Consider the following 25,811-nt stretch of genomic DNA (forward strand, 5'->3'; position numbering starts at 1 on the left):
GTGAACAGCAGGCCAAGTCATGTCGTTCAACCAGCCAACCGGCAGCACATCTTGACTGTCCGCCACCTCCGGAACGGCAACTGTTCACCCGCCCGTGGTGTGTGCGGAGGAAGGTGTCGCCCACACCCTCACGCCCCCTGGAGGCCCGGTGCCCCCGTCCGACCCGCGGCCGGCGCGGCCCGCCGGCCCGCCCGCCGACCGCTTCGCCGACACCTTCGCCCGGCACACCCCCTCGCCGCCGCGCGGGCTGCTGCCCGGCGCCCGGGCCTGGGGGGCGACGGCGGCGGCCGCCACCCTGGCCGGGGTGGCCGTGCTCGGCGCCGCGCAGCTGCCGGAGCTGCTCCGGCAGCCCCCGGGCGGCGGCGCCGGGCGGCCGGTGGCGGCCGCCAACGGCGGGCCGTCAGCCGCGGGCGGGGCGGCCTCCCCCGCCGGGTCCGCACCGGCCACACCCGGGCCCGCGCCCACCGTCACCGTGCAGGCCGCCAACCAGGCCGTCGCCGATCCCGCGGACCCCGCCCCGGCCGGGCAGCCCGACGGGGCCGCCGCGCCGCCGGCCGCAGCGGGGTCCGGGGCCGGAGCCGGGTCCGGGGCGGCGGGGGCCGCGCCGCAGAGTGCCGACCGCGCGCCCGGCCGGACCCAGGCGCCGGCCCAGGCCGCGTCCGCACCGGCCGCCGCCGCTCCCCCGGCGGCGGCACCTGCGCAGTCCGCCGCGCCGGCGCAGGCCACCCCGCCCGCCCCGGCCGTCGCCAAGCCCGTACCGGCGCCCGTACCGGGCCGGCCGGTGGCGGGCCGGGCGTCCGGCCGGTGCATCGGCGTCCTCGGCGGGAAGGGCTCCGACGGCACCCCGCTGGAGCTGCAGGACTGCAACGGCTCGGCCGGGCAGACCTGGGACTTCCGGGCCGACGGCTCGGTCCGCGCGCTCGGCCTCTGCATGGACGTGGCCTGGGCCTCGGTGGCCAACGGCGCCGCCATCCAGCTGGTGAACTGCAACGGCGGGCCGGCCCAGCGCTTCGTGCTGAGCGGCGCCGGGGACCTGGTCAACCCGCAGGCCGACAAGTGCGTGGACGCGAAGGACCAGGGCACCGCGAACGGCACCCGCCTCCAGCTCTGGAACTGCGCCGGCACCGCGAACCAGAAGTGGTACCTCCGCTGACGTCACCTCACCGCCGGACCGGGCCGCCGGGCGGGTCCGGCGGGCGGCCGGTCCGGCGGCCCGGAGGCGGGCCCACGGCGGCCGGCGGCACGGACCGGCAGGCCAGGGGCCGGACCCCGCCCGCCCGCGGGGCCGGGGCGACCACCTGCCGGACTGGACCTGAGGGGCGAGTTCACGGCAATATGGTCTAGACCTCTCTCTGTCGCTCCAGAAATGGCGGACCCTGTATGGAAATCGTGATCGTCCCCGACGCCGCCGCCGGCGGCGAGCTCATCGCCGCGGCGATCGCCGATCTCCTGTCCGCCAAGCCCGACGCCCTGCTCGGCGTCGCCACCGGCTCCACCCCGCTGCCGATCTACCAGGCCCTGGCCGCCCGGGTCCAGGCCGCGACGCTGGACGCCTCGCGGGCCCGGATCTGCCAGCTGGACGAGTACGTGGGCCTGCCCGCCGGCCACCCCGAGTCCTACCGCTCGGTGGTGCTCCGCGAGGTCGTCGAGCCGCTCGGCCTCACCGAGGAGTCCTTCCTCGGCCCGGACGGCAACGCGCAGGACATCGCCGCGGCCGCCATCGCCTACGACCGCGCGCTGGCCGAGGCCGGCGGCGTGGACCTCCAGCTGCTGGGCATCGGCACCGACGGGCACATCGGCTTCAACGAGCCGTGCTCCTCGCTCGCCTCCCGCACCCGGATCAAGACGCTGACCCGGCAGACCCGGGAGGACAACGCCCGCTTCTTCGACAGCCTGGACGAGGTGCCGCACCACGTCATCACCCAGGGCATCGGCACCATCCTGGAGGCCCGCCACCTGGTGCTGCTGGCCACCGGCGAGGCCAAGGCCGAGGCCGTCGCGCTGGCCCTCGAGGGCCCGCTGTCGGCCGCCGTCCCGGCCTCCGCGCTCCAACTGCACCCGCACGCCACCGTGGTGGTCGACGAGGCCGCCGCAGCCGGCCTCAAGCTCGCCGACTACTTCCGCGACACCTACGCGGCCAAGCCCGCCTGGCAGGGCCTCTGATCACCGCCACCCGGGGGCGGCGGTGACGGTGCCGCCCCCGGGGTGGGCGCCTCCCCGCGCCGGCACCTGAACGGGCACCCCAGCGGCGGCCCCGGAGCGTACGACCGCTCCGGGGCCGCCGCTGTGTGCTTCCACACCCGGGGCGGAGGGAGCACGACCCGGGTGCCCGCACCGCCGACGGGCCCCGCCCCCGCGACGCGGGCACCGCCAGAAGCACAGGCATCCCTCGCACCTCAGACACCCGAGTACCTCAAGCGCCCCGAGTACCACAGGCGCCACAAGCACTCCAGGAACCTCAAGCACCAACAGCCCCACCAGCACCGTCAAGGCCATCAGCACCGCCACCACCAGGCCCGTCACCGTCCGGCCGGCCGTAGCGCCCCCACCCCCGCCCCGCCCCGGCGGGCCGCCGCCGGCCGGCCTCGACCGCCCGGCAAGAGGCGCGTCATGTGGCCTGCATCACTTCTCCGCCCGCGAGCCGGTGCGGACCGTGACCACCGGCATCCGGAGCGTGGCCCGATCGTCGCAGGCCAGCGCCTGCCACCAGGGCCGGCGGAGCGAGCCCGGAGCCCCCGCCGGGGCGGCCCCTCCCGCAGGGGTAGTCCTTGATTGACGCCACGTCATATGACTACGGTGAATTCACCCCTTGAACGGCCGGAGGTCACCCGGACGCCAGGTCAGACCTGGCGCGCCCTCCGGCGGCACGCCCCGCACGGCCGGCCAGTGCTGCCCTGCCTGCGAGAGCCTCACCTCCTTCGAACGACACCATCGACCACAGCACCCTGTGGCTCGTCCGCCCTGTCGCGAAGTCCTGACGGCGGGTGTCGTCACCTCTCACAGTTGAGGATCAGGCCTTGAACACAGCAGCCCAGTCCCGAGAGCCCCTGCGCTGGACGATCAGGACCCAGCTCCCCGTCGCCTACGAGATCGTCGAGACGCCCGGCCTGCTCGACCCCGCCAACCCGGAACTGCTCAGCCTGCCCGGCGGCGGCACCGGCACCGAGACCCGCCTGGTGGTGCTGGACCACTCGGTCTCCGACCTGTACGGCGAGCGGATCCGCGCCTACTTCGACGCCAACGACGTGCCCGTCACCTACCTCTCCATGCCGGGGGACGAGGAGAGCAAGTCGATCGGCAACGTGCTGGACGTCGTCGCGAAGCTCAACGAGGTCGGCACCAACCGCCTCAGCAATCCGCCGATCGTGATCGGCGGCGGCGTGCTCGCGGACGTCGTCGGACTCGCCGCCAGCCTGTACCGGCGCGGCATCCCCTACATCCGGGTGCCCACCACCCTGCTCGGCCAGGTCGACGTCAGTGTCGCGGCGAAGACCGGCATCAACTTCGGCGGGTACCGCAACCGGCTGGGCAGCTACAGCCCGCCGCCGCGCACGCTGATCGACCGCGAGTTCCTGGCGACGGTGCCGCGCCGGCAGATCCGCAACGGCATGGGCGAGATCTTCAAGATGGCCCTGATCAAGGACGTCCGGCTGTTCGAACTGCTGGAGGAGTACGGCGCCGACCTGATCGAGGCGCGCTTCCAGGCCTCGGGCGGCGACCGTCCGCTGCCGGCCGGCGTCCCGGACGAGGTGATCGGCCGCGCCATCGCCGGCATGGCGGAGGAGCTCCAGCCCAACCTCTGGGAGAAGGACCTGCGGCGCAGCGTCGACTACGGGCACTCCTTCTCCCCCCTGGTGGAGATGCGGGCGCTGCCGGAGCTGCTGCACGGCGAGGCCGTGGCGATGGACTGCGTCTTCTCCGCCGTCCTGGCGGCGCAGCGCGGCCTGATCGGCGAGGCCGTGCTGGAGCGGATCATCGCCGCCGCGGCCCGGCTCGGCCTCAGCCCCTCGCACCCGCTGTTCTGCGACGTCGACCTGTTGACCGAGGCGCTCGCCGACACCGTCCGGCACCGCAACGGCAAGCAGCACCTGCCGATGCTGACCCGGATCGGCGCGGTCTGCTTCCTCGACGACCTCACCGTCGCCGAGATCGCCTCGGCCGCCGACCGGATGGGGCGGCTGCTCGGCCCCGCCGCCGTGCCGGTGGCCGCCGGGCGGCTCGGGTGACGGTGGCGGACGACGCCGGCCGGCCGGTGCCCCCGGGCCCGGCCGGCCGGGTGGTCGTCGTCACCGGCGGCAGCACCGGCATCGGCCGGGCCGCGGCGCTGGCCTTCGCGGAGGCGGGGATGCGGGTGGTACTCGCCTCCCGCCGGGCCGAGCAGGGCGAGGACGCGGCCGCGGAGATCAAGGAGGCGGGCGGCGAGGCGCAGTTCCTGGCCTGCGACGTCACCGACCCCGAGCAGGTGCGGGAGCTGTTCGCGACGGTGCGCTCGACGTACGGCGCGGTGCACCACGCGTTCAACAACGCGGGCGTCCCGGGTGACGGCCGGCTGGTCGACCTGACGCCCGAGCAGTTCGACGCCACCTTCGCGGTGAACACCCGCGGCCTGTGGCTGTGCATGCGGGAGGAGCTGCGGACGATGGCGGCGCAGGGCTTCGGCAGCATCGTCAACAACACCTCGGTGCACGGGCTGCGGACCGTCTTCCCCGGCATCGGCGCCTACGTGACGTCGAAGCACGCGGCGATCGCGCTGACCCGGATCGGCGCCCTGGAGCACGCGCGGGACGGGGTCCGGGTGAACGCGGTCGCCCCCGGGCCGATCGAGACGGAGATGCTGGCCGCCTCGGAGGCGGCGGTCGGCGGCGCCACCACCTGGCGGGGGCTGATCCCGTCCGGCGTGATCGGCACCCCCCGGCAGGTCGCGGACGTGGTGCTGTGGCTCTTCTCCGAGGCGTCCGGCTACGTCAACGGCCAGGTGGTGGCCGTGGACGGCGGCTTCCTCGCCGTCTGAGCACCGCCCGGCCCGCCGTACCGGCCCCACCGGCCGGCGGTCCTCCTCCCGAGGCCGCCGGCCGGCCCCTGACAGACCCACCCGAACGCAGGATGAGAGGTGTCCATGGAGATCCCGGCCCGGACGTACGACTTCGTGGTGATCGGCGCCGGAGCGGCGGGGTGCGTCCTCGCCGCCCGGCTCAGTGCCCGGCCCGAGCAGAGCGTCCTGCTGGTGGAGGCCGGCCCCGCGGACCACGACCCGCGGATCGCCCGCCCGGTGGCCTGGCCCGGGCTGCTCGGCGGCGAACTCGACTGGGGGTACCGGACGGTGCCGCAGGCCGCGCTGAACGGCCGGCGGCTGGCCTGGCCGCGCGGGCGGGTGCTGGGCGGCTCCGGCGCGATCAACGCGATGGTGCACATCCGCGGCGCCGCCTCGGACTTCGACGCCTGGAGCCGGTGGGGCGGCGAGCTGTGGAACGCGGAGGCCTTCCTCCCGTACCTGGAGCGGCTGGACGCTCCGGCGGACGCGCCCGTGCCCGGGGCGGTACCGGTCGCCGAGAACACCGACCCGCACCCGTTCGCGGCCGCCTTCGTCGCCGCCGCGCAGAAGGCCGGGCTGCCGGCCAACTCGGACTTCAACGCGGCCACCCAGGAGGGGGTCGGCCTGTACCGCACGACCGTCACCGCCGGCACCCCGCAGGAGCCGGCCCGGCGGGCCAACACCGCCTTCACCCACCTCGGCCCGGTGCTGGACCGGCCGAACCTGACCGTGCTGACCGACGCCACGGTGCTGCGGATCGAGGTCACCGGCGGCCGGGCCCGTGGCGTCCGGGTGAGCCACGGCGGGGAGGTCCACAGCATCGGCGCCGGCACCGAGGTGGTGCTCTGCGCCGGCACGGTGGCCAGCCCTCAGCTGCTGCTGCTCAGCGGCATCGGCCCGGCCGACCGGCTGGCGGCGCTCGGCATCGCGTCCACCGTGGACCTGCCGGGCGTCGGCGAGAACCTGCACGACCACGTCCAGGTCTCGCTGGCGTACGACACCACCGAGGGGCACCCGGTGGCCGACCGCTCCAACCTCGGGGAGGCGGGCGGGTTCGTCACCGTGCTGCCGGGCTCCCCCGCACCGGACATCCAGCTGTCGTTCGCCCCCATGAAGGACCTGAACAACGCCTCCCGGCTCGGCTGGGGCTTCACCATCGGCCCGGCGCTGACCCGGCCGCGCAGTCGCGGCCGGCTCACCCTCGACCCGGCCGGGCCGCTCGGGCACCCGCTGATCGACCCGGCCTACCTGGACGACCCCGCCGACCTCGACACCCTGCTGGAGGGGGTGAAGCTGGCCCAGGAGATCGCCGCCACCGAGCCGCTCGGCTCGCTGCGGTCGTCGCCGGTGCCGCCCCCGTTCACCGGCCGGGCCGAGCTGGCGGAGTTCGTCCGCCGCAACGCCCAGACGCAGTTCCACCCGGTCGGCACCTGCCGGCTGGGCGCGGACGACGACGAGTCGGCGGTCGTCGACCCGTGGCTGCGGGTGCGCGGTGTGGCCGGCCTGCGGGTCGCCGACGCCTCCGTCATCCCGAGCATGATCACCGGAAACATCCACGCCGCCGTGGTCGCGGTCGCCGAGCGCGCCGCCGATTTCATCCAGGAGCCCACCCGATGACCACGCCGACCCCCGCCCGCCCCGCCGGAGCCGAGCTGCGCTGGGGCGCCCTCGGCGCGACCGCCTACATCAGCGGCCTCCTGCTGCCCGCGATCGCCCGCACCGACGGCTGCGTGCTGACCGCCGTCGCCAGCCGCCCGGAGCGGCACGCGCAGGCCGTCGAGGTGGCCAAGCCGTACGGCGCGACCGCGCACGAGGACTACGCCGCGCTGATCGCCGATCCCGACGTCGACGCGGTGTACATCGCCCTCCCCAACACCGACCACGTCGAGTGGACGGTGCGGGCGCTGGCCGCCGGCAAGCACGTCCTGGTCGAGAAGCCGATGGCGATGGACGAGGACGGCGTCCGGCGGATCGAGCGGGCCGCCGCCGACGCCTCGCGGATCGCGACGGAGGCGTTCATGTACCGCTTCCACCCGCAGCAGCAGCGGGCCGCGGACCTGCTGGCCGCCGGGACGATCGGCGAACTCCGTTTCGTCCGTACCGCGTTCGCCTTCGAGATCCCGACCGGCAGCGGCAACATCCGGCTCGACCCGGCCCTCGGCGGCGGCGCCACCTGGGACGTCGGCTGCTACGCCGTGGACGTCCCGCAGTTCTTCTTCGGCCGGGCGCCCGACCGGGTCGGCGCCCGGTTCAGCAGCCGCCCCGGGCACCAGGTGGAGACCAGTGCCTTCGGCTGGATGGACTTCGGCGAGGGCCGCGGCGCCGTCCTCGACTGGAGCATCGACTACGGGCCGCGCGCCTGGTACGAACTGCAGGGCACCAGCGGCACGATCAGCGTCCGGAACGCCTGGGCGATGTCCGGCGAGGACGGCGTCCTGACCGTCCGCACCGCCGACGGCGTCCTGACCGAGACCGTACCGGCCGCCGACCACTACCAGCTCCAGGTCGGCGCCTTCGCCCGGGCGGTGGCCGAGGGCCGCCCCGGACCGTACCCGATCGCCGACTCCCGGCGGGCGGCGCGTGTCGGTGCGGCGCTGGTGGCGTCGGCGGCGGCCGGTGGCACGCCGGTGGCCACGGCGGACGGCCGGGCCGACGAGCCGGTCGGTGCCGGGCCGGCGCGGACATGACGGACAGTCAGGTGACGGACGCCGGCGCATTGGAGGCCCGTGCCATGGACGTAAGTGCTTTGGAGGCACGTGCCCTGGAGGCCCGTGCCCTGGAGGCCCGTGCCCTGGAGGCCCGTGCCCTGGAGGACGGCGTCATGAAGGACGGCGTCATGGCGGCCGAGGCCGTGGAGGCCGGCGCGGGGACGGAAGGCCGCGAGGCACCCGACGGGGCCCGCGGGGCCCGCGGCCGGGTCCTGGCGGTGCTGATCCCGTCCACCGGCGGGCTGCTCTTCGGCTACGGCACCGGCGGGATCGCCGGGGTGCTGCCGCTGATCGGCGAGCAGTACGGCCTGTCGGCCTGGACCCAGGGGGTGGTGGTGTCCGCGGCGCTGCTCGGCGCGGCCCTCACCGCCCCCGTCAGCGGCCGGCTCACCGACCGCTTCGGCCGCCGCCCGGTGATCGCGGCCGCCGCCGCGGCCTTCGCCGCCGGCACGGCCGTGTCCGCGGCGGCCGGCGGCCCGGCCGCCCTCGTCCTCGGCCGGTTCCTGGTGGGCCTGGCCCTCGGCGCGATCTCCTTCGCGGTGCCGCTCTACATCGCCGAGATCGCGCCCCCGGCCCGCCGCGGCGCACTGGTGACCCTCAACCAACTGATGATCACCATCGGCCTGCTGCTCGCCTACGCGGTGTCGTACGCCCTGCAGTCCGACGGCGCCTGGCGGCTGATGCTGGCGGCCGGTCTGGCCCCGGCACTGGTCCTGCTGGTCGGCATGGCCGGTGTCCCCGAGTCGCCGTCCTGGCTGGAGAGCGCGGGCCACCGGGCGCGGGCCCGGGCCGCGGCCGCGGCGCTCGGACTGCCGCCGGCCCCGGAGCGGCCGGCGGCCGCCGGGCCCCAGGGAGGCGGGCCGCAGGGAGGCGGGCCGCAGGGAGATGGGCGGCGCGGCGGCGGGGCCGGATTCCGGGAGGCGCTGGCCGAGGCCGGGCCCCGGCGGGTAGCACTCGGCCTGGGCATCGCCGTCCTGGTGCACCTCACCGGCCTCAACACCGCCATCTACTACGCCCCGACGATCCTCGCCGCCTCCGGCCTCACCCCGTCCGGCGGGGTCCTGGGCGCCGTCCTGGTCGGCGTCTGCAACGTCGCGGCCACAGTGGTGACGATCGCCCTGCTCGACCGGGGCGGCCGGCGGCCGCTGATGCTGGGCGGACTCGCCGCGATGGCCGCCGCGGCCGCCGGCATCGCCGCCACCCAGTGGTCCGGCGGGCACGCCGGCACGACCGCGCTGCTCCTCTGCGGGTTCATCGTCGCCGGCGCCGTCGGCCCGGCCCCGGTCTTCTGGGTCTTCGCCGCGGAGATCTACCCGCGACGAGCCCGGGGCGCACTGATGAGCCTGGCCACGGCGGCACACTGGGCGGCCGACTTCGTGGTGGCGGCCACCTTCCTCCCGCTCGTCAAGGCCCTGTCTCTGGGCGGGGCGTTCGCCCTGTACGGCGCCGTCACACTGGCCGCCGCGCTCGGCCTGGCCAGGTGGATGCCCGAGACCAAGGGCATCAGCCTGGACGACACGCGCGCGGAACCCGTCCGGGTGTGACAGCGTCGACCGCAGATCCTCTCCGGGGCCCCGGCCCCCGCCGATCAGGAAGGCCGCCGCCACCTTGCTCCCCGAACTCCACCCGGGCCACGCCGAAGCGCTCCTCTTCGACTGGGACGGCACGCTCGTCGACAGCCAGTACGCCAACTACCGCGCGATGGCCGACGTCCTGGCCCCGCACGGGGTGACGCTCCAGCAGGAGTGGTTCGACGCCCGGACCGGCCTCTCCTCCGCCGACCTGATCCGGACGCTCGCGAAGGAGGGCGGGGCCGGGCCGGACCTCCCCGTCGAGGAACTCGTCGCAGCCCGGGACGTGCTGTTCCTGGCCAACGCCGACCGGATCGAGGTCCATCCGGAGGTCGCCGAGGTGGTGCACGCCCACCACGGCACGCTCCCCATGGCGGTGGCGTCCGGCGGCGCCCGCCTGATCATCGAGACCACCATGCGGCACCTCCCCTACCAGGGCCTGTTCACCGCCCTGGTCACCCGGGACGAGGTGCGGCGCGGCAAGCCCGCACCGGACATCTTCCTGCGGGCCGCCGACGCCCTGGCCGTCCCGCCCGCCCGATGCCTGGTGTACGAGGACAGCGACGAGGGCATCGAGGCCGCCCGGGCGGCCGGGATGGCGGTCATCGACGTCCGGCCGGTCACCCGCCGGGCGCCCTGACGGCGGGTGCGCCAAGTTCGACAGGCTGAGGCGACCGTGCCATGGGTGACCGCGCCGACGGTGGCCGCCGAACGCGGTGCTGCCGGAGGGTCGCGCCGGGCGGTTGGCCGGGCGGTCGGCCGGGTGGCCGCCCGGGTGGCCGCCCGGCAGCGCCTGGCGCCTGGTCGGACCTGCTACGCCTGGCGGCCGGCCACCTCCGGGTCCCGGCCGTCGCCCTCCACCACCGGCGCGGGCACCGCCCCGCCGTCCCGGTGCTCCGGCCCGACCGGGTCGGTCCGGTGGATCACGTAGTGGTGCGGAGCCATCGCGGTGTCCCGGCCGGGCAGCGCGTCGACCACGGCTCGGTGCACGGTGAGCGGGGTGAGCGCCGGGCCGCCGGAGATGGCGGCATCCGTCCACAGGTGGGCGATCAGTCGGCCGTCGGTCAGCTCAACACGGGCGGTGACCTTCGGAGCGGGCACGGCCATGTTCCGAACGATCGCGTTCGTCACGATCGCGTTCGTGGCGATCTCATTCGTGGAGATCGCATTCGTCCCGATCGCGTTCGCGGCGTCCTTGTTCGCCCCGACCGCATTCGGGCCGTCCACGTTGGCAGCGGACGCGTTCGGGACGAACGCATTCGAGACGGGCATGTTCGCCGCAACCACGTTCGACCCGTCCACGTTCGACCCGTTCACGTTCGTAACGGACGCGTTCGCAACGGACGCGTTCGCAACGTCCACGTCCGTAACGGACGCGTTCGCAACGTCCACGTTCGCAACGGACGCGTTCGCAACAGCACCCGTGGCCACACCCGCACCCAGGACGTCGGCGAGCAACTGGCGGACGGCGTCCAGGTCGATCCAGGACCCGTCGACCTCGTGCCAGTCCCCCTCCCGTACGCCCGGGCGGACCGTGGTCAGCGCGTCCAGTCCGGCCAGCGGGACCGGGCCGGTCGCGGCAGCCCTGACCACGGCCAGCAGTCCGCGGGCGAACTCCTCGATCTCGGTCCGGTCCAGCACCTGCGGGCAGGCCAGCAGGGCGAGTTCGAGCGAGCCGTTGACCCGGAGGATGTTGAACATCAGCCGGACCGGCACCCGCTGGTCGGGGAACCAGCTGATCTCGGGGTCGGCGACCGCGGGCGGCCGCGCGTCCGAGGCCGATTCGGGGATCGTCAGACTGAGATCGTTCACCACCACGTGCCGGGCGTACCGGGAGCCGCGCAGGTGGGCGACGTCGTCGATCATCCGCCAGATCTGCTCGGCGTCGAAGGTGCTGTGCCAGTAGCCGGCCAGCGAGGCCGCCTTGGTGTGGCCGATCACCTCGTCCAGGTCGCGCAGGCCGGTGTCCACCGCCATGAAGGCGTCCTGGGCGAGGGTGCCGATGTGGTCGGCCATCACCGGGCGGTGCCGGTTCGCCGAGAGCGCAGCGATCACCAGCCGGGGCTGGTCCGCGCGGTGCGCCACCAGCGCAGCGAAGGCCGCCAGCAGCACCACGGAGGGGCTGGCCCCGGTCCGCAGCGAGGCGGCCGTGAGGTGCTCCGCCGCCTCGCGCGAGCGGAGGATCAGCGTCGAGACGACGTCCGGCGGCCCGGTGATCCGGGAGTCCGCGAAGACGGCCTGCGGGCCGGTGCGCAGGATCCGTTCCCAGTGCCGCAGCGAGGCGGTGGCACGACGGCGCCCCAACGCGGAACTCTCGAACGCGGCCACCTCCAACGGTGTCCGCGCGGTGGCGGGCGGCAGTTCCTTTCCCGCCGCGAGCAGCAGCCACTCCTGGATCAGCAGGGCGGTGGCCGCGCCGTCCGCGCCGGAGTGGCAGATCACCACCGGCATCCGGACCGGCCGGTCCTCCGCGGTCACCAGGGTGCAGCGCAGCGGGAAGTCGGCGGCCAGGTCGAAGGGAACGGCGTTGTCGGCGCGCGCCAGGTCGTCGGCGAGCCGGTCGAGTTCGCGCTCGCCGAGCAGGCCCGCCTCCACCACCCGGACGGTGAACTCCCCCTCCCCCCGGACCTCCTGGCGGGCCGGGAAGCCGTCGGGGCCGGACGGGAAGACCGTCCGCAGCGAGGCGTGCCGCTCTGCCAGGGTGCGCAGGGCGGCCAGCGCGGCGGGCAGGTCGGTGCCGGCCGGGACCGGCCAGACGGCCTCTTTGTTGATCTGCTCCGGATCGTCGCGCCGGATGCAGCGGATCATGTTGTCCTGGCCCATGGTGAGCGGCCCCGAGCCGCCGCCCTCGGCGCTGTAGCGGACTGTGATCCGCCTGGTCGGTGTCACGTCGCACGCGTCCTTCGGCCGGCCCGTCTCAGCGGGTGTGGATCGGGACGCTATCAGCGCCCCCGGTCATTGGTCCATACCAAACCGGTCATCCGGTGACACTTGCTCAGTTGTCGCCGCGGATGGCGTCGATGACGGACCGCGGCCACTCGGCGGGGCGCCCGCCGTGGGCGTGCAGCAGCGCGAGAACGATCCGCTCGATCCCGAACGCCATGCAGGCGGTGTTGCCGGGGGCGCCCTCGCCGGTGAACCCGAAGACCTCGCCGAAGTGGTCCTTGTGGAAGTTCGCCGAGGCGATCGCCTGCACCAGCCCGTCCGCCACCGGGACCTTGAGTTCGTACTTCAACTCCTGGGCCCGCTGGGCCGCCTGGAACAGCCGGCGGGTCGGGCCGAAGAACGGGTCGTCGGCCACCTCGATCTCCACCTTGAGCGACATCCCGCGCAGCCAGCCGGCCACCGTCTCCAGCCAGGACGCCCGCCAGCCCAGGCAGTGCGCCTCGGTACCGGCGGTGACCAGCTCCACCATCCGGAAGCTGCGCAGCCGGCCCGGCTCGCTGGTCGCCTCCTGCCGGAAGCACTGCCCCTCCACGGCGAAGCGTTCGGGCTGCGCCAACTCCCTGCCGGCCAGCCCCGCGTAGACGGGGTAGCAGGCGGCGGGCAGCAGCACCAGGTCGCCGGCCCGCTGCGCGGAGTCCCAGGCGCCGCCCTCCACGGCGTGCGGGGCCAGCTCCTTCCACTCCGCCGGCGTCCCGGCGAAGCTGTGCACGGTGCCCAGCAGTTGCGGGAACGCCTTCACGTAGCCGGCCCGCTCGACCAGGGCTCGCGGGACGACCGGGGGGATCGCCAGCCGGGGAAAGCCCTCCTCCGCGGCCAGGGCGTCGATGCCCTGGCGCAGCAGGGTGACCACCGCCTCGAAGGGCGCCGGGTACAGCTGGACGCCGGGCGCTCCGGCCGGAATCGGGGCGGCCTCGCCGTCGGGCATCGTGAGATGAGTACTCGTCATGTCCTGTTCTTCCCTGCTCGGTTCGGAGACGGCTGCGGCCCGGCGGACGGCCAGGGGTCGCAGCCCGGCGGACGGCCGGGAGGCCGTGGCTCAGCGGACGGCCGGGAGGCCGTGGCTCAGCGGATCGCCGGAAGGCCGGCGGCGGTCCACCGACGGCGGTGGACCAGGAACGGGCGGTCGCCCTCGACCGCAACGGCTGCGCGGAACGGCCCGGGCACGGGGACGTCCCGTACCCAGCACGGCCCCGGGTCCAAGGGGCCGGCGTCCGGCAGCCACAGCGGGGCGGGGCCGGCCAGCGGCAGACCGAGGCCCTGGGCCAGCCGCCCGCCGTAGGCCTTCACGACGGCCTCGCGGCGGCACCACAGGCGGGTGAAGCGCTCGGCCCGGGCGCCGGGCGAGCGGGCCGCCGCCACGAACCGCACGTCGGTGTCGGGGAAGTACCGGCCGGCGACCCGGGCCGCCACCCGTTCGTCCCTGATCTCCTCGACGTCCGCCCCGACCCGCCGCCCCTCGGCGAGGGCCAGCACGGCGAGCGCGCCGGAGGCCGACCAGCTGAGCCGCAGCCGGGCGCCGGCCGCCGAGCCGTCGGGCACCGGCTCCGGTTTGCCGTGCGGGCCGCGGCGCCAGGCCAGGTCGACGGGGGCCACCCCGAGCCGCTCGGCGGCGAGCAGCCGGACGACGCCGTGCACCACGGTGAACCGCTCGGTCCGTTCGGGGTCGTGGCCGGCGCCGGCCCGGTGGAGTTCGGTCCGGTCGAGCAGTTGGCGCAGCCGGTGGACGACGGGCGCCGGCTGGTCGGTGCGGATCACCCACAGGTCCACCGGGTCCGGTTCGAGGTCGGGCGCCGAGGGGCGCGGGCCGGCGGGGCGGGGATCTCCGGAGCCCTGGCCGGCGCCTTCGCGCGGCGGCGGATCGGCGGTCACGGCGCGGGCTCCGGCAGCAGCGTGAGGGTGCTCAGCCGGCCGAGCCGCCGGTCGAGGTCGGCGACCAGCACCGGTCGTCCCTCGGCGCGCCAGCCGGGCAGCCGCTCGGCAAGCGCGCTCCAGACGCCGGTGAGCGGCTGCCCGCCCCTCGCCTCCGCCGTCCGGTCGCAACCGGTCACGCCGGACAGTGCGGTGAGCCCCGGCGGTGCAGTGGGCCCGGACGGCACGGTGAGCCCGGGTCCGAGCACGACGGCCGCCGCCGGACCCAGCGCCGCCCGCTCGGCCCGGACGAGGTCGGGGGCCGGGTCCGCGGCCGGCCCGGAGGACTGACGGACCACCGCGCCGCCGCCCTCACCGCCGTCCGCCTCGCAGACCAGGAGGACCGCGCAGTGCCGCTCCGGCAGTGCCACCGGGCCCGCCGGTTCGTGGTGCAGGTGGGCCGCCTCCATCACCAGGACGACCGCCCGGCGGCAGGCCCCCGTCCGGGCGTAGTCGGTGGCGATCCGGAGCGCCGTGAAGGGGGCGGCCGAGCCCTGGTCGCAGACGGCGAAGGCCAGCGGCGAGCCGGGGCAGAACCGGCTGAGGTGCAGGGCGGTGGAGCGGCCCGGCCGTACGTCGGGGGACGAGAAGGCCAGGATCAGCAGGTCCACCGGCTCGTCCTCGGGCAGGACCTCCCGCAGCAGGCCCTCGGCCATTTCCCCGTAGGAGTGCCCGACGCCCTGCGCCAGCAGGTCCTCGCGGAGCGGGACGCCGTAGGGGCGGGCCAGGTCGGAGACGAAGACCCGCAGGTCCGGGTCGAGCGAGGTTTCCGACCGGCCGCCGAAGTCCCTGGTCAGCACCCGGGCGACGCGCAGTCCGGGCCCCGCCGGGGCGCCCGGCCGGACTGCGCCGGAGACGGGGGCGGGGGCGGTCGCACCTGGCATCCGGTCAGTCCTCGGGGATGACGTGTCCGGCGACGAAGTCGGCCAGGCTGGCGACCGAGCGCAGGTCGTCCTCCCCGATCTCCTCCACGTCGACCTGGATGTCGAGCGACTCCTCCAGCTCCAGGATGAGTTCCAGGGTGCCGGCCGAGGTCAGGCCGAGGTCGTCGAAGAGGCAGGCGTTCTCCGGCACCTCGGCGAGTTCGCGCTTCAGGACGCGCGGCAGCAGGTCCCCGATGCTTCGGAGGACCTGGCCGCGCAGTTCGGCGTCGGTCCGTACCGCGGAGTCTGACATGGCTATCCCGTCCCGTCGTGCGTGGAGGAGTGGACTTGTCCGGGCCCGGCCCGGGAGTTCGCCGGCCCGCGGCCCGGTGATCGCGGGCAGCGGTCCGGGGGCCGGCGGGCGGCAGTGGCTGAGGTTCCTACGGGGTGGCTCGGCTGACGGTCCGTCAGTGCGTGACGACCATGGCCGAGAAGGTGGCTCCGATGCCGGCGGCGGCGATCAGGTAGCGGTCACCCTGGTGGAGCAGGCCCCGTGTGGTGGCGGTGTGCAGATTGATGAAAGCGTCCGCAGCGAAACTGTGCCCGACCGATGGCACGTTGTCCAGCACCACCTTGTCGAGCGGATAGCCGATCCGACGGCAGATCGCCCGCCAGGAGACCTGGTTGACGTTGTGCGGAAGCAGCAGCGCGATGTCCGACAGGTCTAGTCCTGCCTGGTCCAGCGCCGCCTGGACGGCCTCGGCCATCACCTCCGGGTAGTCCCGCTGGTAGCGCGCCAGCAGATCCGGATCCTCGGCCAGCCGGCCGTCGAACTCCGGACGCTGCCGGACGGCGTAGGCGAGCACGCGGTCGCGTTCGCCCTCGGCCCGGACCAGGCAGGCCGCCGCGCCCTCGCCGAAGACGGACGTCTCCGGCACCAGTTGGGCATCCCTGGTGAAGGTCTTCTCACCGGTCAGCACCAGCGCGAGCGCCTCCGGGTCGGGCTCGCCGGCCAGCAGCCGGCCGGCCAGGTCGACCGCAAGCAGTCCCACCGCGCAGGCGTGGTGGGTGACGGTGAAGGCGTTGGCGCCGCTCAGGCCGAAACGGTCGAGCAGGTCGTGCAGGGGGTTGAGCGGGTAGGGCACGGCCACCGGCATGCTCCGTGCGTGCAGCACGAAGCGGACCAGGTGCTCGCGCCCGCGCAGTTCCGGCAGCGCCTCCAGCGCGCCGGTCAGCAGGTCGAGCAGCGTCCCGTCCGGATCCAGGCGCACCTGGTCCAGGCCGTGGAAGCGGCGGAAGAGTCGAAGTTGACGTGGGGTCAGGCCGATCCGGGCCCCTACCGCCTCAATGGGAACGGTGTGGCGGGGCAGGTGAACGGCCACTGCCTCCAGTGCGGTCACCCGGGCTAGTATTCCGACGCCCGCCGGGTCGCACAAGTGATCACGGGCTGTCGCCGCATTCCCCGCCCCCGTGCCGTCGAGCAGGTGGAGCCCCCCATGGAACACCCCCGACCGTCCCCTGCCCAGGCCCCGGGCCGGGGTGCCGAAGTGCACCCCGACCTGGTGTCGCTGCTGGTGGCAGCCGCCGAAGCACCGCCGGAATGGGCCGCGCTGGTGACGCCGCAGGCCCGGCTGGACGGCGACCTGATGCTGGACGAGTGCGAACTCGCCACCCTGGCCGTCCTGCTGCGCGAACGGTTCGGAGCAGGTGCCGACCTTGCGGCGCTGCGCGCCGGACTCGACCTGGCCGGCCTGGAGTCGCTCACCGTCGGCGCCCTGGAGCGCGCCCTGCTGCCCGGGCGGGTGTCCGGATGAGCCGCTTCCTGCTGGTGGTTCCCCCGCTCACCGGGCACGTGTACCCCGCGGTCGGCATCGCCCGGGAGCTCACCGCCCGTGGCCACGAGGTCGCCTGGACGGGCTCGGAGGCCGTCCTGCGGCCGCTGCTCGGGCCCGGGGAACAGGTGCTGGGGACGGGCAGCCGGCTGTTCCGGGCCCAGGGCGGGCACGGTCTCGCCGCGCTGCGCTCGCTCTGGGAGGGCTTCATCGTCCCGTACGCGCGGTTCACCGCGAAGCCGCTGGACGCGGTGGTCCGGGCGTTCCGACCGGACGTCCTGCTGGTCGACCAGCACACTCCGGCGGGGGCGCTGGTGGCCCACCGGCACGGCCTGCGCTGGGCCAGCCTGGCGCCCGGCGCGATGGAACTGGGCCGCCCGCTACGGGCGTTGCCGCAGGTCGAAGCGTGGATGCGCGAACTGCTCGGCGACCTCTGGCAGCGGGCCGGCCTGCCGCCGGAGGAGTTCACCGACCCCCGCTTCTCGCCGGACCTGGTGCTCGCGCTGACCGGGCCCGCACTGACCGGCCCGGCGCCCTTCCCGGAGCAGTACGCCCTGGTGGGGCCGGTGCTGTCGGAGCGTCCGGCCGATCCCGGGTTCCCCTGGGAGCGCCTGGACCCGGGCCGGCGCACCGTCCTGGTCACCATGGGCACGCTGGCCGGCGACATCGGCGCGGACTTCCACGCCCGGGCGGCCCGGGCGCTGGAACTCTGCGGGCCGGGAGTGCAGGCCGTCGTCACCGCGCCGCGCGAGCTGCTGCCGGCGGCACTGCCCACCGGGACGGTGGCCGTGGACCGCGCTCCGGTCGTCGAGTTGATGGCCCGTGGGCAACTGGACGCGGTGCTCTGCCACGGCGGGATGAACACCGTCGGCGAGGCCCTGATGCACGGGATTCCGCTGGTGGCGGCGCCGATCCGGCACGACCAGCCGTTCGTCGCGGCCCAGCTGGTGGCATCCGGCGCGGGCGTACGGGTGCCGTTCCCCCGGGTCGCACCGGCGGCGCTGGCGGCCGCCCTCGGCACGGTGCTGGACGGAACGGCGCACCGGGAGGCCGCCGTTCGGGTGGGTGCGGCCCTGCGGGCGGGCGGCGGGGCCGGCCGGGCGGCGGACCACCTGGAGGCGCTGGCCGCAAGCATTGGCAGAACTCGATCAAGCTGATTTCCAATGGTCTAGGCCATTGTTTTCGGTACGGCCGGAGCCCTAGGGTGGCGCGCAGCACCGATTCCCAGGTGCCCCGGCAACCCATCCCCTCCCGGGAGTTCTGGTTGATCGAGACCAAGGGACTGCGCAAGTCCTACCCGTCCCGGAAACGCAGCAAGGCCGCCACCGTGGACGCCGTCCGCGGCATCGACCTCTCGGTGGCGGCAGGTGAGATCTTCGGCTTCCTCGGCCCCAACGGCGCCGGGAAGACCACCACTCTGCGCATGCTCGCCACCCTGATCAGGCCGGACGGCGGCGCCGCCCGGATCGCCGGCGCGGATCTGCTCACCGACCCCGGTGAGGTCCGCCGCCGGATCGGCTACGTCGCCCAGGGCGGCGGCACCGCCGACGCCGTCAGCGCCCGCGAGGAGTTGGTGCTGCAGGCGCGGATGTACGGCATCGGCAAGTCCGAGGCCAGGCAGCGCACCGAGGACGCGGTGAAGTCCTTCGACCTCACCGAGTTCGCCGACCGCCCCTGCAGCAGCTACTCCGGCGGCCAGCGCCGCCGGCTCGACATCGCCCTCGGGGTGATCCACGGGCCGAACGTGCTGTTCCTGGACGAGCCCACGGTGGGCCTCGACCCGCCCAGCCGCAGCCAGGTCTGGGACGAGATCCGGCGCCTGCGCACCGAGGGCATGACCGTCTTCGTGACCACCCACTACCTGGACGAGGCCGACGCGCTCTGCGACCGGATCGCGATCATCGACCACGGCGGAACGGTGGCCGAGGGCACCCCCGAGGAGCTCAAGCGCGAGATCGCGGGGGACGTGGTGCTGGTCGGCCTCGAACTCGGCGACGGCGCGGCCGACCGGTCCCAGCGGGCCGCCGACGCCCTGCGCGCCGAGCCCTACCTGCACCGGCTCGAACTCCAGGGCGAGGACGGCCTGCGGCTCTACGTGGAGAACGGCGCGGCCGCGATCCCGCAGCTGCTGCGGACCCTGGAGGGCGCGGGCCTGGCGCCCGGCACCGTCCAGCTCCAACGGCCCAGCCTGGACGACGTGTTCCTGGCCCGGACCGGACGGTCGCTGAAGCAGAACTGACTGCGGCGCCGATTGCGGCACCGACTGCGGCGCCCGGCGGGCCGGGGCGGCCCTGGCGCCGAACGCCGGGGCCGACCACGCCCGTCCCGCAGACAGGCCGACCGCGCACCACAGACCGACACAGCCGCAGAGCCGCAGAGCCACAGACCGACCGGACCACCGACCGACCGAGGCAGGGACACCGTTGAAGCTCGCCCGCGACACCTGGCTGGTCTTCCAGCGGCAACTGCTGCTGATGGCCCGCACCCCGGTCTGGATCGCCGTCGGGGTCATCCAGCCGCTCTTCTACCTGCTGCTGTTCGCCCCACTGCTCAAGCCCGTGTTCGCCCCGATGGGAGCCACCACCTACGCCGAGACCTACCAGATCTACGTGCCCGGCCTGCTGGCCGTGCTGGTCATCTTCGGCGGCCTGTTCACCGGGTTCAGCCTGCTCGGCGAGCTACGCGCCGGGATCATCGAACGCTCGCGGGTCACCCCGGTGAGCCGGCTGGCCCTGCTGCTCGGGCGGGCCCTGCGGGAGGTGGTGGCGCTGCTGGTGCAGGCCGTCATCATCACCCTGCTGGCCCTGCCCTTCGGCCTCCAGGTCCGCCTGCTGGACCTGCTGCTCGCCTACCTGCTGCTCGCCCTGCTGGCGCTGATGACCTCCGCCATCTCGTACGGCATCGCTCTGCTGGTGCCGAGCGACTCGGCACTGGCCCCGGTGGTCAACACCATCGCCCAGCCGATCGCCCTGCTCTCCGGGGTGCTGCTGCCGCTGGCCCTGGCGCCGCACTGGCTGCAGGCGGCCGCCCACTGGAACCCCTTCTACTGGGCCGTCGAGGGCATGCGGGCGCTGTTCTCCGGCCACCTGGGCGACAACGCGGTGTGGCAGAGCCTGCTGATCGTGGCTGCCATGACGGTGGCCGCCGTGTTCTGGTCGGCCCGGCTGTTCTCCTCCCGGGTGCGGTGAGGGGACGGCTCCGGCCGGCCCGCCCGGAACGGACCCGGCGGACCAAGGAAGGACCCGGACGGACCTCGACGGACCCACGTCGCGGTCCGTCCTGGCGTGCGCGCCGGCCGCGTGCGAACCCGGCCGGCGGGCCCGGAGCCGGCCCCCCGGGCCGCGATGTGACCTGGGCCATTCCGGCGGCCCGCGCCGGGGCCCGGAGCTTCGGCGGAACGTCCGCACGGGGTCACGCTGGGTCGACAATGTGGCCGAGGTCACCCGCCAGGGGCGGTGACCGGGGCCACATCCGGGCCGCCCGACCGGGCCGGATCCCCGTGAACTCGGCGCCCCGCCATGCCGAATACCGCTGGTAACCAAGCCCTGACCTGGGTCTTTCCTTCGAAACCTTGATGCCCTCGGCCGAGGTCCGTAACTTCGAAACCAGTGCGGCGAGCACAACGGCCACTCGGCCGGGAGCACCGCCGGCGCACTCCCCCAGTACCGAACGGGCCCTGCCGGGCCTGCTCACACCTGCCCGTGCCAGGGCGCCCGAGAGGATATACATGACCTTCCGTAACGAGACCGCCGCTGCCACCACCAAGACCGCCACCAAGCGCAACCGCGTGCGGACGGCCCTGATGGCGGGTGCCGTGCTGGCCCTGCCGGTGGCAGGCCTCGTCACGGCCACCTCCGCCTCCGCCGCGCCGGCGTCGACCTGGGACAAGGTCGCGCAGTGCGAGGCGACCGGCAACTGGGCGATCAACTCCGGCAACGGCTTCTACGGCGGGCTGCAGTTCACCTCCTCCACCTGGGCCGCCTTCGGCGGCACCGCGTACGCCCCGCAGGCGCACCAGGCCACCAAGGCGCAGCAGATCGCCATCGGCGAGAAGGTCCTCGCCGCCCAGGGCCCCGGCGCCTGGCCCGTCTGCTCCGTCAAGGCCGGCCTCACCAAGTAACACCCCGGCGACAGCCGACACAGAGGCCCTGTGCCCGCTCCCACGAGCGGGCACAGGGCCCCTTCGGCATGCCCGCGGCCGGGCCGCCGCCTACCGCGCCTCGTCCCGGACGAAGCGGGCCAGCCCGGCGACACCCGCCACGATCTCGGGCTCGGTGAGCGAGCTGATCGACAGCCGCAGCCGGCGTTCGCCGCCGCCCGCCGGGTAGAACGGCGCCATCGGGGTCCAGAGCACCCCGTAGCCCCGGGCGCAGCGCTCCATCGCGGCCTCGTCCGCCGTGAACGGCACGGTGAGGACGGCGAAGAAGCCGCCCTCGGGGCGGTTCCAGTCCAGCCCGAGCCGCGCCCGCTCCGGCGCGGGGAAGTGCCGTTCGAGCTCCCTCAGCAGGGTCTCCAGGTTGGCCGCGTAGAAGGCGGTGGCCGGGGCGTTGGCCCTGCGCAGCCGGCAGTCGTTGCGCAGCAGCATGCCGCCGATGACGGCCTGGCTGAGGGCGGGCGTGTTGACCGTCGTCATGCTCTTCAGCCTGGCCAGCTCGTCGGCCAGCAGGGACAGCCGCCCGCCCGGGCCGGCCACCTGCTGGTCGGCGACCACGTAGCCGAGCCGGGCCCCGGGGAAACAGGTCTTGGCGAAGGAGCCGAGGTAGACGACCTGCCGGCGCCGGTCGAGCGCCTTGAGCGTGGGCCTGGCGCCCGGTTCGCGGGTGAAGAAGCCGTACGGGTTGTCCTCCACCACCAGCAGGCCCTCGGCGGCCGCCACGTCCAGCAGCCGGATCCGGGCCGGCGTCGGCATGCTGGCCCCCGAGGGGTTGGCGAAGTCGGGGACGACGTAGAGCGCGCGGGGCCGCCGGCCCGCCGCCCGGGCCTCTCGGGCCGCGGCGGCCACGGCCTCCGGGTCGGGGCCGTGGTCCGGCCCCTCCGGCACCGGCACGGTGCTGAGGCCGAGCAGCCGGGCGGCGCCGGTGACGCCGACGTAGCAGGGCGAGCTGACCAGCAGGACGTCGTCCTGGTCCGCGCAGAGCGCCCGGAGCACCAGCAGCATCCCCTCCTGGGCGCCGACGGTCAGCACCAGGGACTCCGCCGGCACGTCCAGCCCCTCGTCGTTGGCCAGGGTGCGGGCCACCAGGTCGGTGATGATGCCCTTGGTCGGCCCGTACTGGAACAGGGCCGTGCGGACGGCCGCGCGGCTCAGCCCGCGCTCGGCCAGGTGGGCGAGGTAGGCGTCGAGGTGCTCGTGCACCTGCTCCGGCTCGAAGAAGCCCTCGTAGGGGCGTCCGGGGGCGAAGGAGACGGCGTCGGGGTAGCGCTCGGTGACCTCGTTGAGGAAGGTCATGGCGTCGAGCAGCGGGTCGGCGAGCGAGCCGTGCAGGTCGGCGATCGGGATCGGGGCGACGGGGGGCAGGACGGGCGCGCCGGTGGTCGGGGCGACGGGCGGGACGGGGTTCGGTCCGTCGTCGCGGGCCGTCGCCGAGGCGCCGCCGCGGGCCGTGTCCCGGGCGGGCGCGGCCGTCACCGGAACGCCTCGCGCAGCCGCTCGGCGGCGTACCGCTGCGCCTCCTGGGCCGCGTCCAGGACGCCCGCCATCGCGAAGAAGCCGTGCGGCATCCCCTGGTAGCGGCGCAGGGCGACGGGCACGCCGGCCGCCCGCAGCGCGTCGGCGTAGCGCTCGCCCTCGTCCCGCAGCGGGTCGTACTCGGCGGTGATCACGGTGGCCGGGGGCAGGCCCGCCAGGTCGGCGGCGCGCAGCGGCGAGGCCAGCGGGTGGCCGCCGTCGGCGGCGTCCGCCAGGTAGTGGTTCCAGTACCAGCGGACCGAACGGCGGTTGAAGAGCGCCGGGTCGTCGTTCTCGCGCAGCGAGGCGGTGTCGGCCCGGTGGTCGGTGTTGGGGTAGACGAGCAGCTGGTGCACGAGGGCGGGGCCGCCCTCGTCGCGGCAGAGCAGGGTGACGGCGGCGGCCAGGTTGCCGCCCGCGCTGTCGCCGCCGACGGCCAGCCGCGCCGGGTCCACGCCCAGGCCGCCGGCGTGCCGGGCGAACCACCGGACGGCGGCCCGGCAGTCCTCGACGGCGGCGGGGAAGGGATGCTCGGGCGCGAGCCGGTAGCCGACGGAGGCGGTCACGCAGCCGGCCGTGTTGGTCAGCCGGCGGCAGATCGCGTCGGAGGTGTCGGGCGAGCCGAGGGTCCAGCCGCCGCCGAACAGGTAGAGCAGCCCGGGGAGCGGGCCCGGCGGCGCCGCCGGCCGGTAGAGCCGGAGCACGAGCGGGCCGCCGGGCCCGTCGATCCGGTGCTCCTCGACCGCCGCCACGGGCTCCGGGGTTCCGGCGGCGGCCCGGATGTCGGCCAGGTCGGCGGCCCGGGCCTCGGCCAGGGTCAGCGTGTAAAGGGGTGGCGCCCCGGAGCGCGCGCGGCGGTCGCGCAGGTCCTGGGCCTGGGGGTGCAGTGGCATGGGTGTCCCGTCGGTCTGTGCGGGGAGTCGCGGTCGGGTACGCGGTCGGGCGGCCACGCCGGTCGGGGCAGGTGCGCCAGAAGAGGCCGGTCGGGGCCGGTGGGGCCGGTGCGCCAGAAGAGGCCCGTGGGGCTGGTGGGGCCGGTGCATCCGTCGGCCCCGCGAGGTCAGCGGTCGGCCTCGACGTAGATCGTCTCGTCGGTGCGGAAGGCGGTGTCGAGGTCGGCGACGTCGGGGCGGACCCCCTGCCGGTAGGCGCACTCCCGGACCTGGCCGGTCTCGAAGCCGGCCCTGGTGAGCACGTGCCGCAGCTCGTCCAGGTCGTAGATCCACTGATGGCCGTAGTAGCGGAAGATCTGGTTCACCAGGAAGGCCGGGCGGGCCGGCATCGGCGGGCCGAAGCCCAGCATCCCGAGCCGTCGGCGGTGCCGGGCCAGGAAGCCGTCGTCGTTGACGTAGCCGGCCAGGTAGCGGGCGAGGTCGGGGGTGGTGATCCGGAGGACGCCGCCGGGCCGGAGGACCCGCCGCGCCTCGCGCAGCCAGCCGACCGCCACCGGCATGGTGACGTGCTCGATCAGGTGCTCGGCGTAGACCCAGTCGACGCTGCCGTCGGCGAAGGGCAGCGGCTCGGAGATGTCCAGCTGGGTGAAGACCCGGTCGCCGTCGACCCGGTAGAGGGTGCCCGGCTCACTGGTGAGGCCGGGGCCGCGCAGGGCGGCGAGGTCGGTGCCGAGGCCGCCGGGGTGGGCCGTCCGGAAGGCGGCGAACTCGATGCCGGTGAGCCCGAGTTCCAGGAAGTCCGCACGGTCGTGCGGCAGCTCGGAGGCGATCGGTTCGAGCTTCCCGCAGCCGGCGACCTGCTCGCTGAAGTCGTCGAGGAGGACGGCGAGGGCGTCCGGATCGTCCCAGTCCCAACCGGGAAAGGAGGCCTTCTTTGTCATGTCCGCTGCTCCGCCTTGTCTTTCTTTGGTGCGCCTATGACCGTTCATGTCAAAAACTGTCGAAAAGATTGTTCGCCGACATACCACCGTCCGTTCTCGCGGCCTGCGGGCGACGCTCCGGGCCGCACCGGCACAGCGGGATATCGGGCGGGCCGGACGCGTCCTACCGGTCGGGGCGGTGGCCGGCCGGCACCCCGGGCCAGGGCGCCAGCGTGGTCCGGTCCAGGTCGCGCAGTGCGGGGCGGCCCAGCAGGGCCATGGCGTCCTCAAGTTCGCTGCGCAGCAGGCCCAGCACCGCGTCGACCCCCGCCTCGCCGCCGGCGGCCAGCCCCCACAGCACCGGGCGGCCGACCAGGACGGCGCGGGCGCCGAGGGCGAGTGCCACGGCGACGTCCGCACCGGTGCGCACCCCGCCGTCGAACAGCGCCGGGATCTCCGGCGGCAGGGCGCCCACCACCTCCGGCAGCGCGGCCAGGCTCGGCAGGGCGCCGTCCAGTTGCCGGCCGCCGTGGTTGGAGACCACCACGGCCGCCACCCCGTGCTCGGCCGCCAGCCGGGCGTCCTCCGCGGTGAGGATCCCCTTGAGGACGAGCGGCAGGCTGCTGCGCTCCCGCAGCCAGGCCAGGTCCGACCAGCTCAGGGCGGGGTCGAACTGCTCCCGGGCGTGCGACTCGATGCCGGACGCACCCGCGGCGCTCCGGTGGCTGGCGGCCATCAGGCCGGGGTCCAGGTTGACGGCGCGGATCCCCGCGGGGACGGCGAAGCCGTTGCGGGCGTCCCGCAGCCGGCGGCCGACCCGGGGCGCGTCCACGGTGAGCACCAGCGCCCGGTAGCCGGCCGCCTCGGCGCGCTCGACCAGCGCGGCCAGCGCGTCCCGGCGGCGCAGCCAGTAGAGCTGCAGCCAGAGCGGCCCGGTGGCGGCGGCCGCGATCTCCTCCAAAGTCCGGCTGGCGAAGATCCCGGCGACCAGCAGTGCGCCGGCCCGGCCCGCGGCGCGCGCCGTGGCGGTCTCCCCCTCGTCGTCGGCCAGCCGGTGGTAGGCCATCGGCGCGACCCCGACCGGCAGCTCCAGGGCCGATCCCAGCAGGTCCAGCCCGGTGTCGCAGGCCGAGACGTCGACCAGCGTCCGGGGACGCAGGGCGTAACGGCCGAACTGGGCGGCATTGGCCGCCAGGGTGCGTTCCGACCCACTGCCGCCCTGGATGAAGTCCCAGACCTCGGAGGGAAGTCGGGCACGCGCTTCGCGCTCGACATCCGCGAGTGTGAAGGGTCCCACGGGCATCCTCGGGCTTCCTCTCCCGGACGGCCGCGCTCGGACCAGTCCCGGATCGGCAGCGTAGGAGGTCCAGACCTGATTGGTATAGACCTTGATTTGACGATTCGTCTGTGCGATTGTCTGGATTCGGAATTGACCGTACTGCTTGTGAACCGACGTCCATATCAACCTCC

The 25,811-nt window shown here is 74.9% G+C and carries 23 protein-coding genes; 13 read left to right on the forward strand and 10 right to left on the reverse strand.

Annotated features, from left to right (window positions below; translation table 11 throughout):
- Positions 1 to 148: 148 nt before the first annotated feature.
- From IE329_RS40795 to IE329_RS21965, 8 genes are all read left to right on the forward strand, one after another.
- Entirely contained in the window at positions 149 to 1,153 is a 1,005-nt protein-coding gene (locus IE329_RS40795; RefSeq protein ID WP_229927646.1) for an RICIN domain-containing protein, read from the forward strand.
- Positions 1,154 to 1,380: 227 nt separating this feature from the next.
- A complete protein-coding gene (locus tag IE329_RS21935) occupies positions 1,381 to 2,163 on the forward strand; it encodes a glucosamine-6-phosphate deaminase (RefSeq protein WP_190212654.1) in 783 nt (260 codons plus the stop codon).
- Positions 2,164 to 3,017: 854 nt separating this feature from the next.
- A complete protein-coding gene (locus IE329_RS21940) occupies positions 3,018 to 4,226 on the forward strand; it encodes a sedoheptulose 7-phosphate cyclase (protein ID WP_229927647.1) in 1,209 nt (402 codons plus the stop codon).
- 2 nt (positions 4,227 to 4,228) lie between these two features.
- A complete protein-coding gene (locus IE329_RS21945) occupies positions 4,229 to 5,011 on the forward strand; it encodes an SDR family NAD(P)-dependent oxidoreductase (protein WP_190212655.1) in 783 nt (260 codons plus the stop codon).
- Positions 5,012 to 5,116: 105 nt separating this feature from the next.
- Positions 5,117 to 6,649 carry a GMC family oxidoreductase gene (locus tag IE329_RS21950; RefSeq protein ID WP_229927661.1) on the forward strand — a complete coding sequence of 511 codons (1,533 nt, stop codon included), beginning with the start codon at positions 5,117 to 5,119 and terminating at the stop codon, positions 6,647 to 6,649.
- Entirely contained in the window at positions 6,646 to 7,719 is a 1,074-nt protein-coding gene (locus tag IE329_RS21955) for a Gfo/Idh/MocA family protein (RefSeq protein WP_229927648.1), read from the forward strand. The genes IE329_RS21950 and IE329_RS21955 overlap by 4 nt, the downstream gene beginning before the upstream one ends.
- A gap of 44 nt (positions 7,720 to 7,763) precedes the next feature.
- The gene (locus IE329_RS21960) at positions 7,764 to 9,284 is read left to right on the forward strand and encodes a sugar porter family MFS transporter (protein ID WP_229927649.1); all 1,521 of its coding nucleotides are present in this window, start codon (positions 7,764 to 7,766) and stop codon (positions 9,282 to 9,284) included.
- 64 nt (positions 9,285 to 9,348) lie between these two features.
- Positions 9,349 to 9,951 carry an HAD family hydrolase gene (locus IE329_RS21965; protein ID WP_190212656.1) on the forward strand — a complete coding sequence of 201 codons (603 nt, stop codon included), beginning with the start codon at positions 9,349 to 9,351 and terminating at the stop codon, positions 9,949 to 9,951.
- A gap of 173 nt (positions 9,952 to 10,124) precedes the next feature.
- Here IE329_RS21965 and IE329_RS21970 read toward each other — a convergent pair whose 3' ends face one another.
- From IE329_RS21970 to IE329_RS21995, 6 genes are all read right to left on the reverse strand, one after another.
- Positions 10,125 to 12,200, reverse strand: a complete 2,076-nt coding sequence (locus IE329_RS21970; RefSeq protein WP_190212657.1) for a condensation domain-containing protein — start codon at positions 12,198 to 12,200, stop codon at positions 10,125 to 10,127.
- Between the two features lie 106 nt (positions 12,201 to 12,306).
- The gene (locus tag IE329_RS21975) at positions 12,307 to 13,203 is read right to left on the reverse strand and encodes a class-II aminoacyl-tRNA synthetase family protein (protein ID WP_229927650.1); all 897 of its coding nucleotides are present in this window, start codon (positions 13,201 to 13,203) and stop codon (positions 12,307 to 12,309) included.
- A 116-nt stretch (positions 13,204 to 13,319) separates the two neighbouring features.
- Entirely contained in the window at positions 13,320 to 14,126 is an 807-nt protein-coding gene (locus tag IE329_RS21980; RefSeq protein WP_190212658.1) for a 4'-phosphopantetheinyl transferase family protein, read from the reverse strand.
- Positions 14,123 to 15,049 (reverse strand): 2-hydroxy-acid oxidase, encoded by a 927-nt coding sequence (locus IE329_RS21985; RefSeq protein ID WP_190212659.1) that lies wholly within the window; start codon positions 15,047 to 15,049, stop codon positions 14,123 to 14,125. The genes IE329_RS21980 and IE329_RS21985 overlap by 4 nt, the downstream gene beginning before the upstream one ends.
- 4 nt (positions 15,050 to 15,053) lie before the next feature.
- On the reverse strand, positions 15,054 to 15,341 hold the full coding sequence (locus tag IE329_RS21990) for a phosphopantetheine-binding protein (protein ID WP_190212660.1): 288 nt from the start codon (positions 15,339 to 15,341) through the stop codon (positions 15,054 to 15,056).
- Positions 15,342 to 15,495: 154 nt separating this feature from the next.
- Positions 15,496 to 16,428 carry a 3-oxoacyl-[acyl-carrier-protein] synthase III C-terminal domain-containing protein gene (locus IE329_RS21995; RefSeq protein WP_190212661.1) on the reverse strand — a complete coding sequence of 311 codons (933 nt, stop codon included), beginning with the start codon at positions 16,426 to 16,428 and terminating at the stop codon, positions 15,496 to 15,498.
- 96 nt (positions 16,429 to 16,524) lie between these two features.
- Between IE329_RS21995 and IE329_RS22000 the strand changes: the two genes are divergently transcribed.
- The 5 genes from IE329_RS22000 to IE329_RS22020 all read left to right on the forward strand — a co-directional run bounded on the left by IE329_RS22000 (position 16,525) and on the right by IE329_RS22020 (position 20,980).
- On the forward strand, positions 16,525 to 16,842 hold the full coding sequence (locus IE329_RS22000) for a hypothetical protein (RefSeq protein WP_190212662.1): 318 nt from the start codon (positions 16,525 to 16,527) through the stop codon (positions 16,840 to 16,842).
- Complete coding sequence (locus IE329_RS22005; protein ID WP_190212663.1) at positions 16,839 to 18,017, forward strand: glycosyltransferase; 1,179 nt, start codon at positions 16,839 to 16,841, stop codon at positions 18,015 to 18,017. Before IE329_RS22000 ends, IE329_RS22005 begins: the two co-directional genes overlap by 4 nt.
- Before the next feature lie 107 nt (positions 18,018 to 18,124).
- Positions 18,125 to 19,099 (forward strand): ATP-binding cassette domain-containing protein, encoded by a 975-nt coding sequence (locus IE329_RS22010; RefSeq protein ID WP_190212664.1) that lies wholly within the window; start codon positions 18,125 to 18,127, stop codon positions 19,097 to 19,099.
- 184 nt (positions 19,100 to 19,283) lie between these two features.
- Entirely contained in the window at positions 19,284 to 20,048 is a 765-nt protein-coding gene (locus tag IE329_RS22015; protein ID WP_190212665.1) for an ABC transporter permease, read from the forward strand.
- 539 nt (positions 20,049 to 20,587) lie between these two features.
- Entirely contained in the window at positions 20,588 to 20,980 is a 393-nt protein-coding gene (locus IE329_RS22020; protein ID WP_190212666.1) for a transglycosylase family protein, read from the forward strand.
- 90 nt (positions 20,981 to 21,070) lie between these two features.
- Here IE329_RS22020 and IE329_RS22025 read toward each other — a convergent pair whose 3' ends face one another.
- The 4 genes from IE329_RS22025 to IE329_RS22040 form a co-directional block, all read right to left on the reverse strand.
- Positions 21,071 to 22,489, reverse strand: coding sequence for an aminotransferase-like domain-containing protein (locus tag IE329_RS22025; protein ID WP_229927651.1), 1,419 nt, complete (start codon positions 22,487 to 22,489; stop codon positions 21,071 to 21,073).
- Positions 22,486 to 23,421, reverse strand: coding sequence for an alpha/beta hydrolase (locus IE329_RS22030; RefSeq protein ID WP_190212667.1), 936 nt, complete (start codon positions 23,419 to 23,421; stop codon positions 22,486 to 22,488). The genes IE329_RS22025 and IE329_RS22030 overlap by 4 nt, the downstream gene beginning before the upstream one ends.
- A gap of 167 nt (positions 23,422 to 23,588) precedes the next feature.
- Positions 23,589 to 24,362: a methyltransferase domain-containing protein gene (locus IE329_RS22035; protein ID WP_190212668.1), complete on the reverse strand. Its 774-nt coding sequence runs from the start codon at positions 24,360 to 24,362 to the stop codon at positions 23,589 to 23,591.
- A gap of 163 nt (positions 24,363 to 24,525) precedes the next feature.
- A complete protein-coding gene (locus IE329_RS22040) occupies positions 24,526 to 25,644 on the reverse strand; it encodes an alpha-hydroxy acid oxidase (protein ID WP_190212669.1) in 1,119 nt (372 codons plus the stop codon).
- Between the last annotated feature and the right edge of the window lie 167 nt (positions 25,645 to 25,811).

Origin of the sequence: Kitasatospora indigofera, assembly GCF_014655955.1 — a bacterium.
Classification (GTDB): Bacteria; Actinomycetota; Actinomycetes; order Streptomycetales; family Streptomycetaceae; genus Kitasatospora; species Kitasatospora indigofera.

What these genes read in the sequence shown, in the direction of transcription:
- IE329_RS22000 (WP_190212662.1), top strand. Translation starts at nt 16,525, where the DNA reads ATGGAACACCCCCGACCGTCCCCTGCCCAGGCCCCGGGCCGGGGTGCC.
- IE329_RS22005 (WP_190212663.1), top strand. Translation starts at nt 16,839, where the DNA reads ATGAGCCGCTTCCTGCTGGTGGTTCCCCCGCTCACCGGGCACGTGTAC.
- IE329_RS21935 (WP_190212654.1), top strand. Translation starts at nt 1,381, where the DNA reads ATGGAAATCGTGATCGTCCCCGACGCCGCCGCCGGCGGCGAGCTCATC.
- IE329_RS22020 (WP_190212666.1), top strand. Translation starts at nt 20,588, where the DNA reads ATGACCTTCCGTAACGAGACCGCCGCTGCCACCACCAAGACCGCCACC.
- IE329_RS21975 (WP_229927650.1), bottom strand. Translation starts at nt 13,203, where the DNA reads ATGACGAGTACTCATCTCACGATGCCCGACGGCGAGGCCGCCCCGATT.
- IE329_RS22040 (WP_190212669.1), bottom strand. Translation starts at nt 25,644, where the DNA reads ATGCCCGTGGGACCCTTCACACTCGCGGATGTCGAGCGCGAAGCGCGT.
- IE329_RS22035 (WP_190212668.1), bottom strand. Translation starts at nt 24,362, where the DNA reads ATGACAAAGAAGGCCTCCTTTCCCGGTTGGGACTGGGACGATCCGGAC.
- IE329_RS21985 (WP_190212659.1), bottom strand. Translation starts at nt 15,049, where the DNA reads ATGCCAGGTGCGACCGCCCCCGCCCCCGTCTCCGGCGCAGTCCGGCCG.
- IE329_RS21960 (WP_229927649.1), top strand. Translation starts at nt 7,764, where the DNA reads ATGGACGTAAGTGCTTTGGAGGCACGTGCCCTGGAGGCCCGTGCCCTG.
- IE329_RS21990 (WP_190212660.1), bottom strand. Translation starts at nt 15,341, where the DNA reads ATGTCAGACTCCGCGGTACGGACCGACGCCGAACTGCGCGGCCAGGTC.
- IE329_RS22030 (WP_190212667.1), bottom strand. Translation starts at nt 23,421, where the DNA reads ATGCCACTGCACCCCCAGGCCCAGGACCTGCGCGACCGCCGCGCGCGC.
- IE329_RS21950 (WP_229927661.1), top strand. Translation starts at nt 5,117, where the DNA reads ATGGAGATCCCGGCCCGGACGTACGACTTCGTGGTGATCGGCGCCGGA.
- IE329_RS21955 (WP_229927648.1), top strand. Translation starts at nt 6,646, where the DNA reads ATGACCACGCCGACCCCCGCCCGCCCCGCCGGAGCCGAGCTGCGCTGG.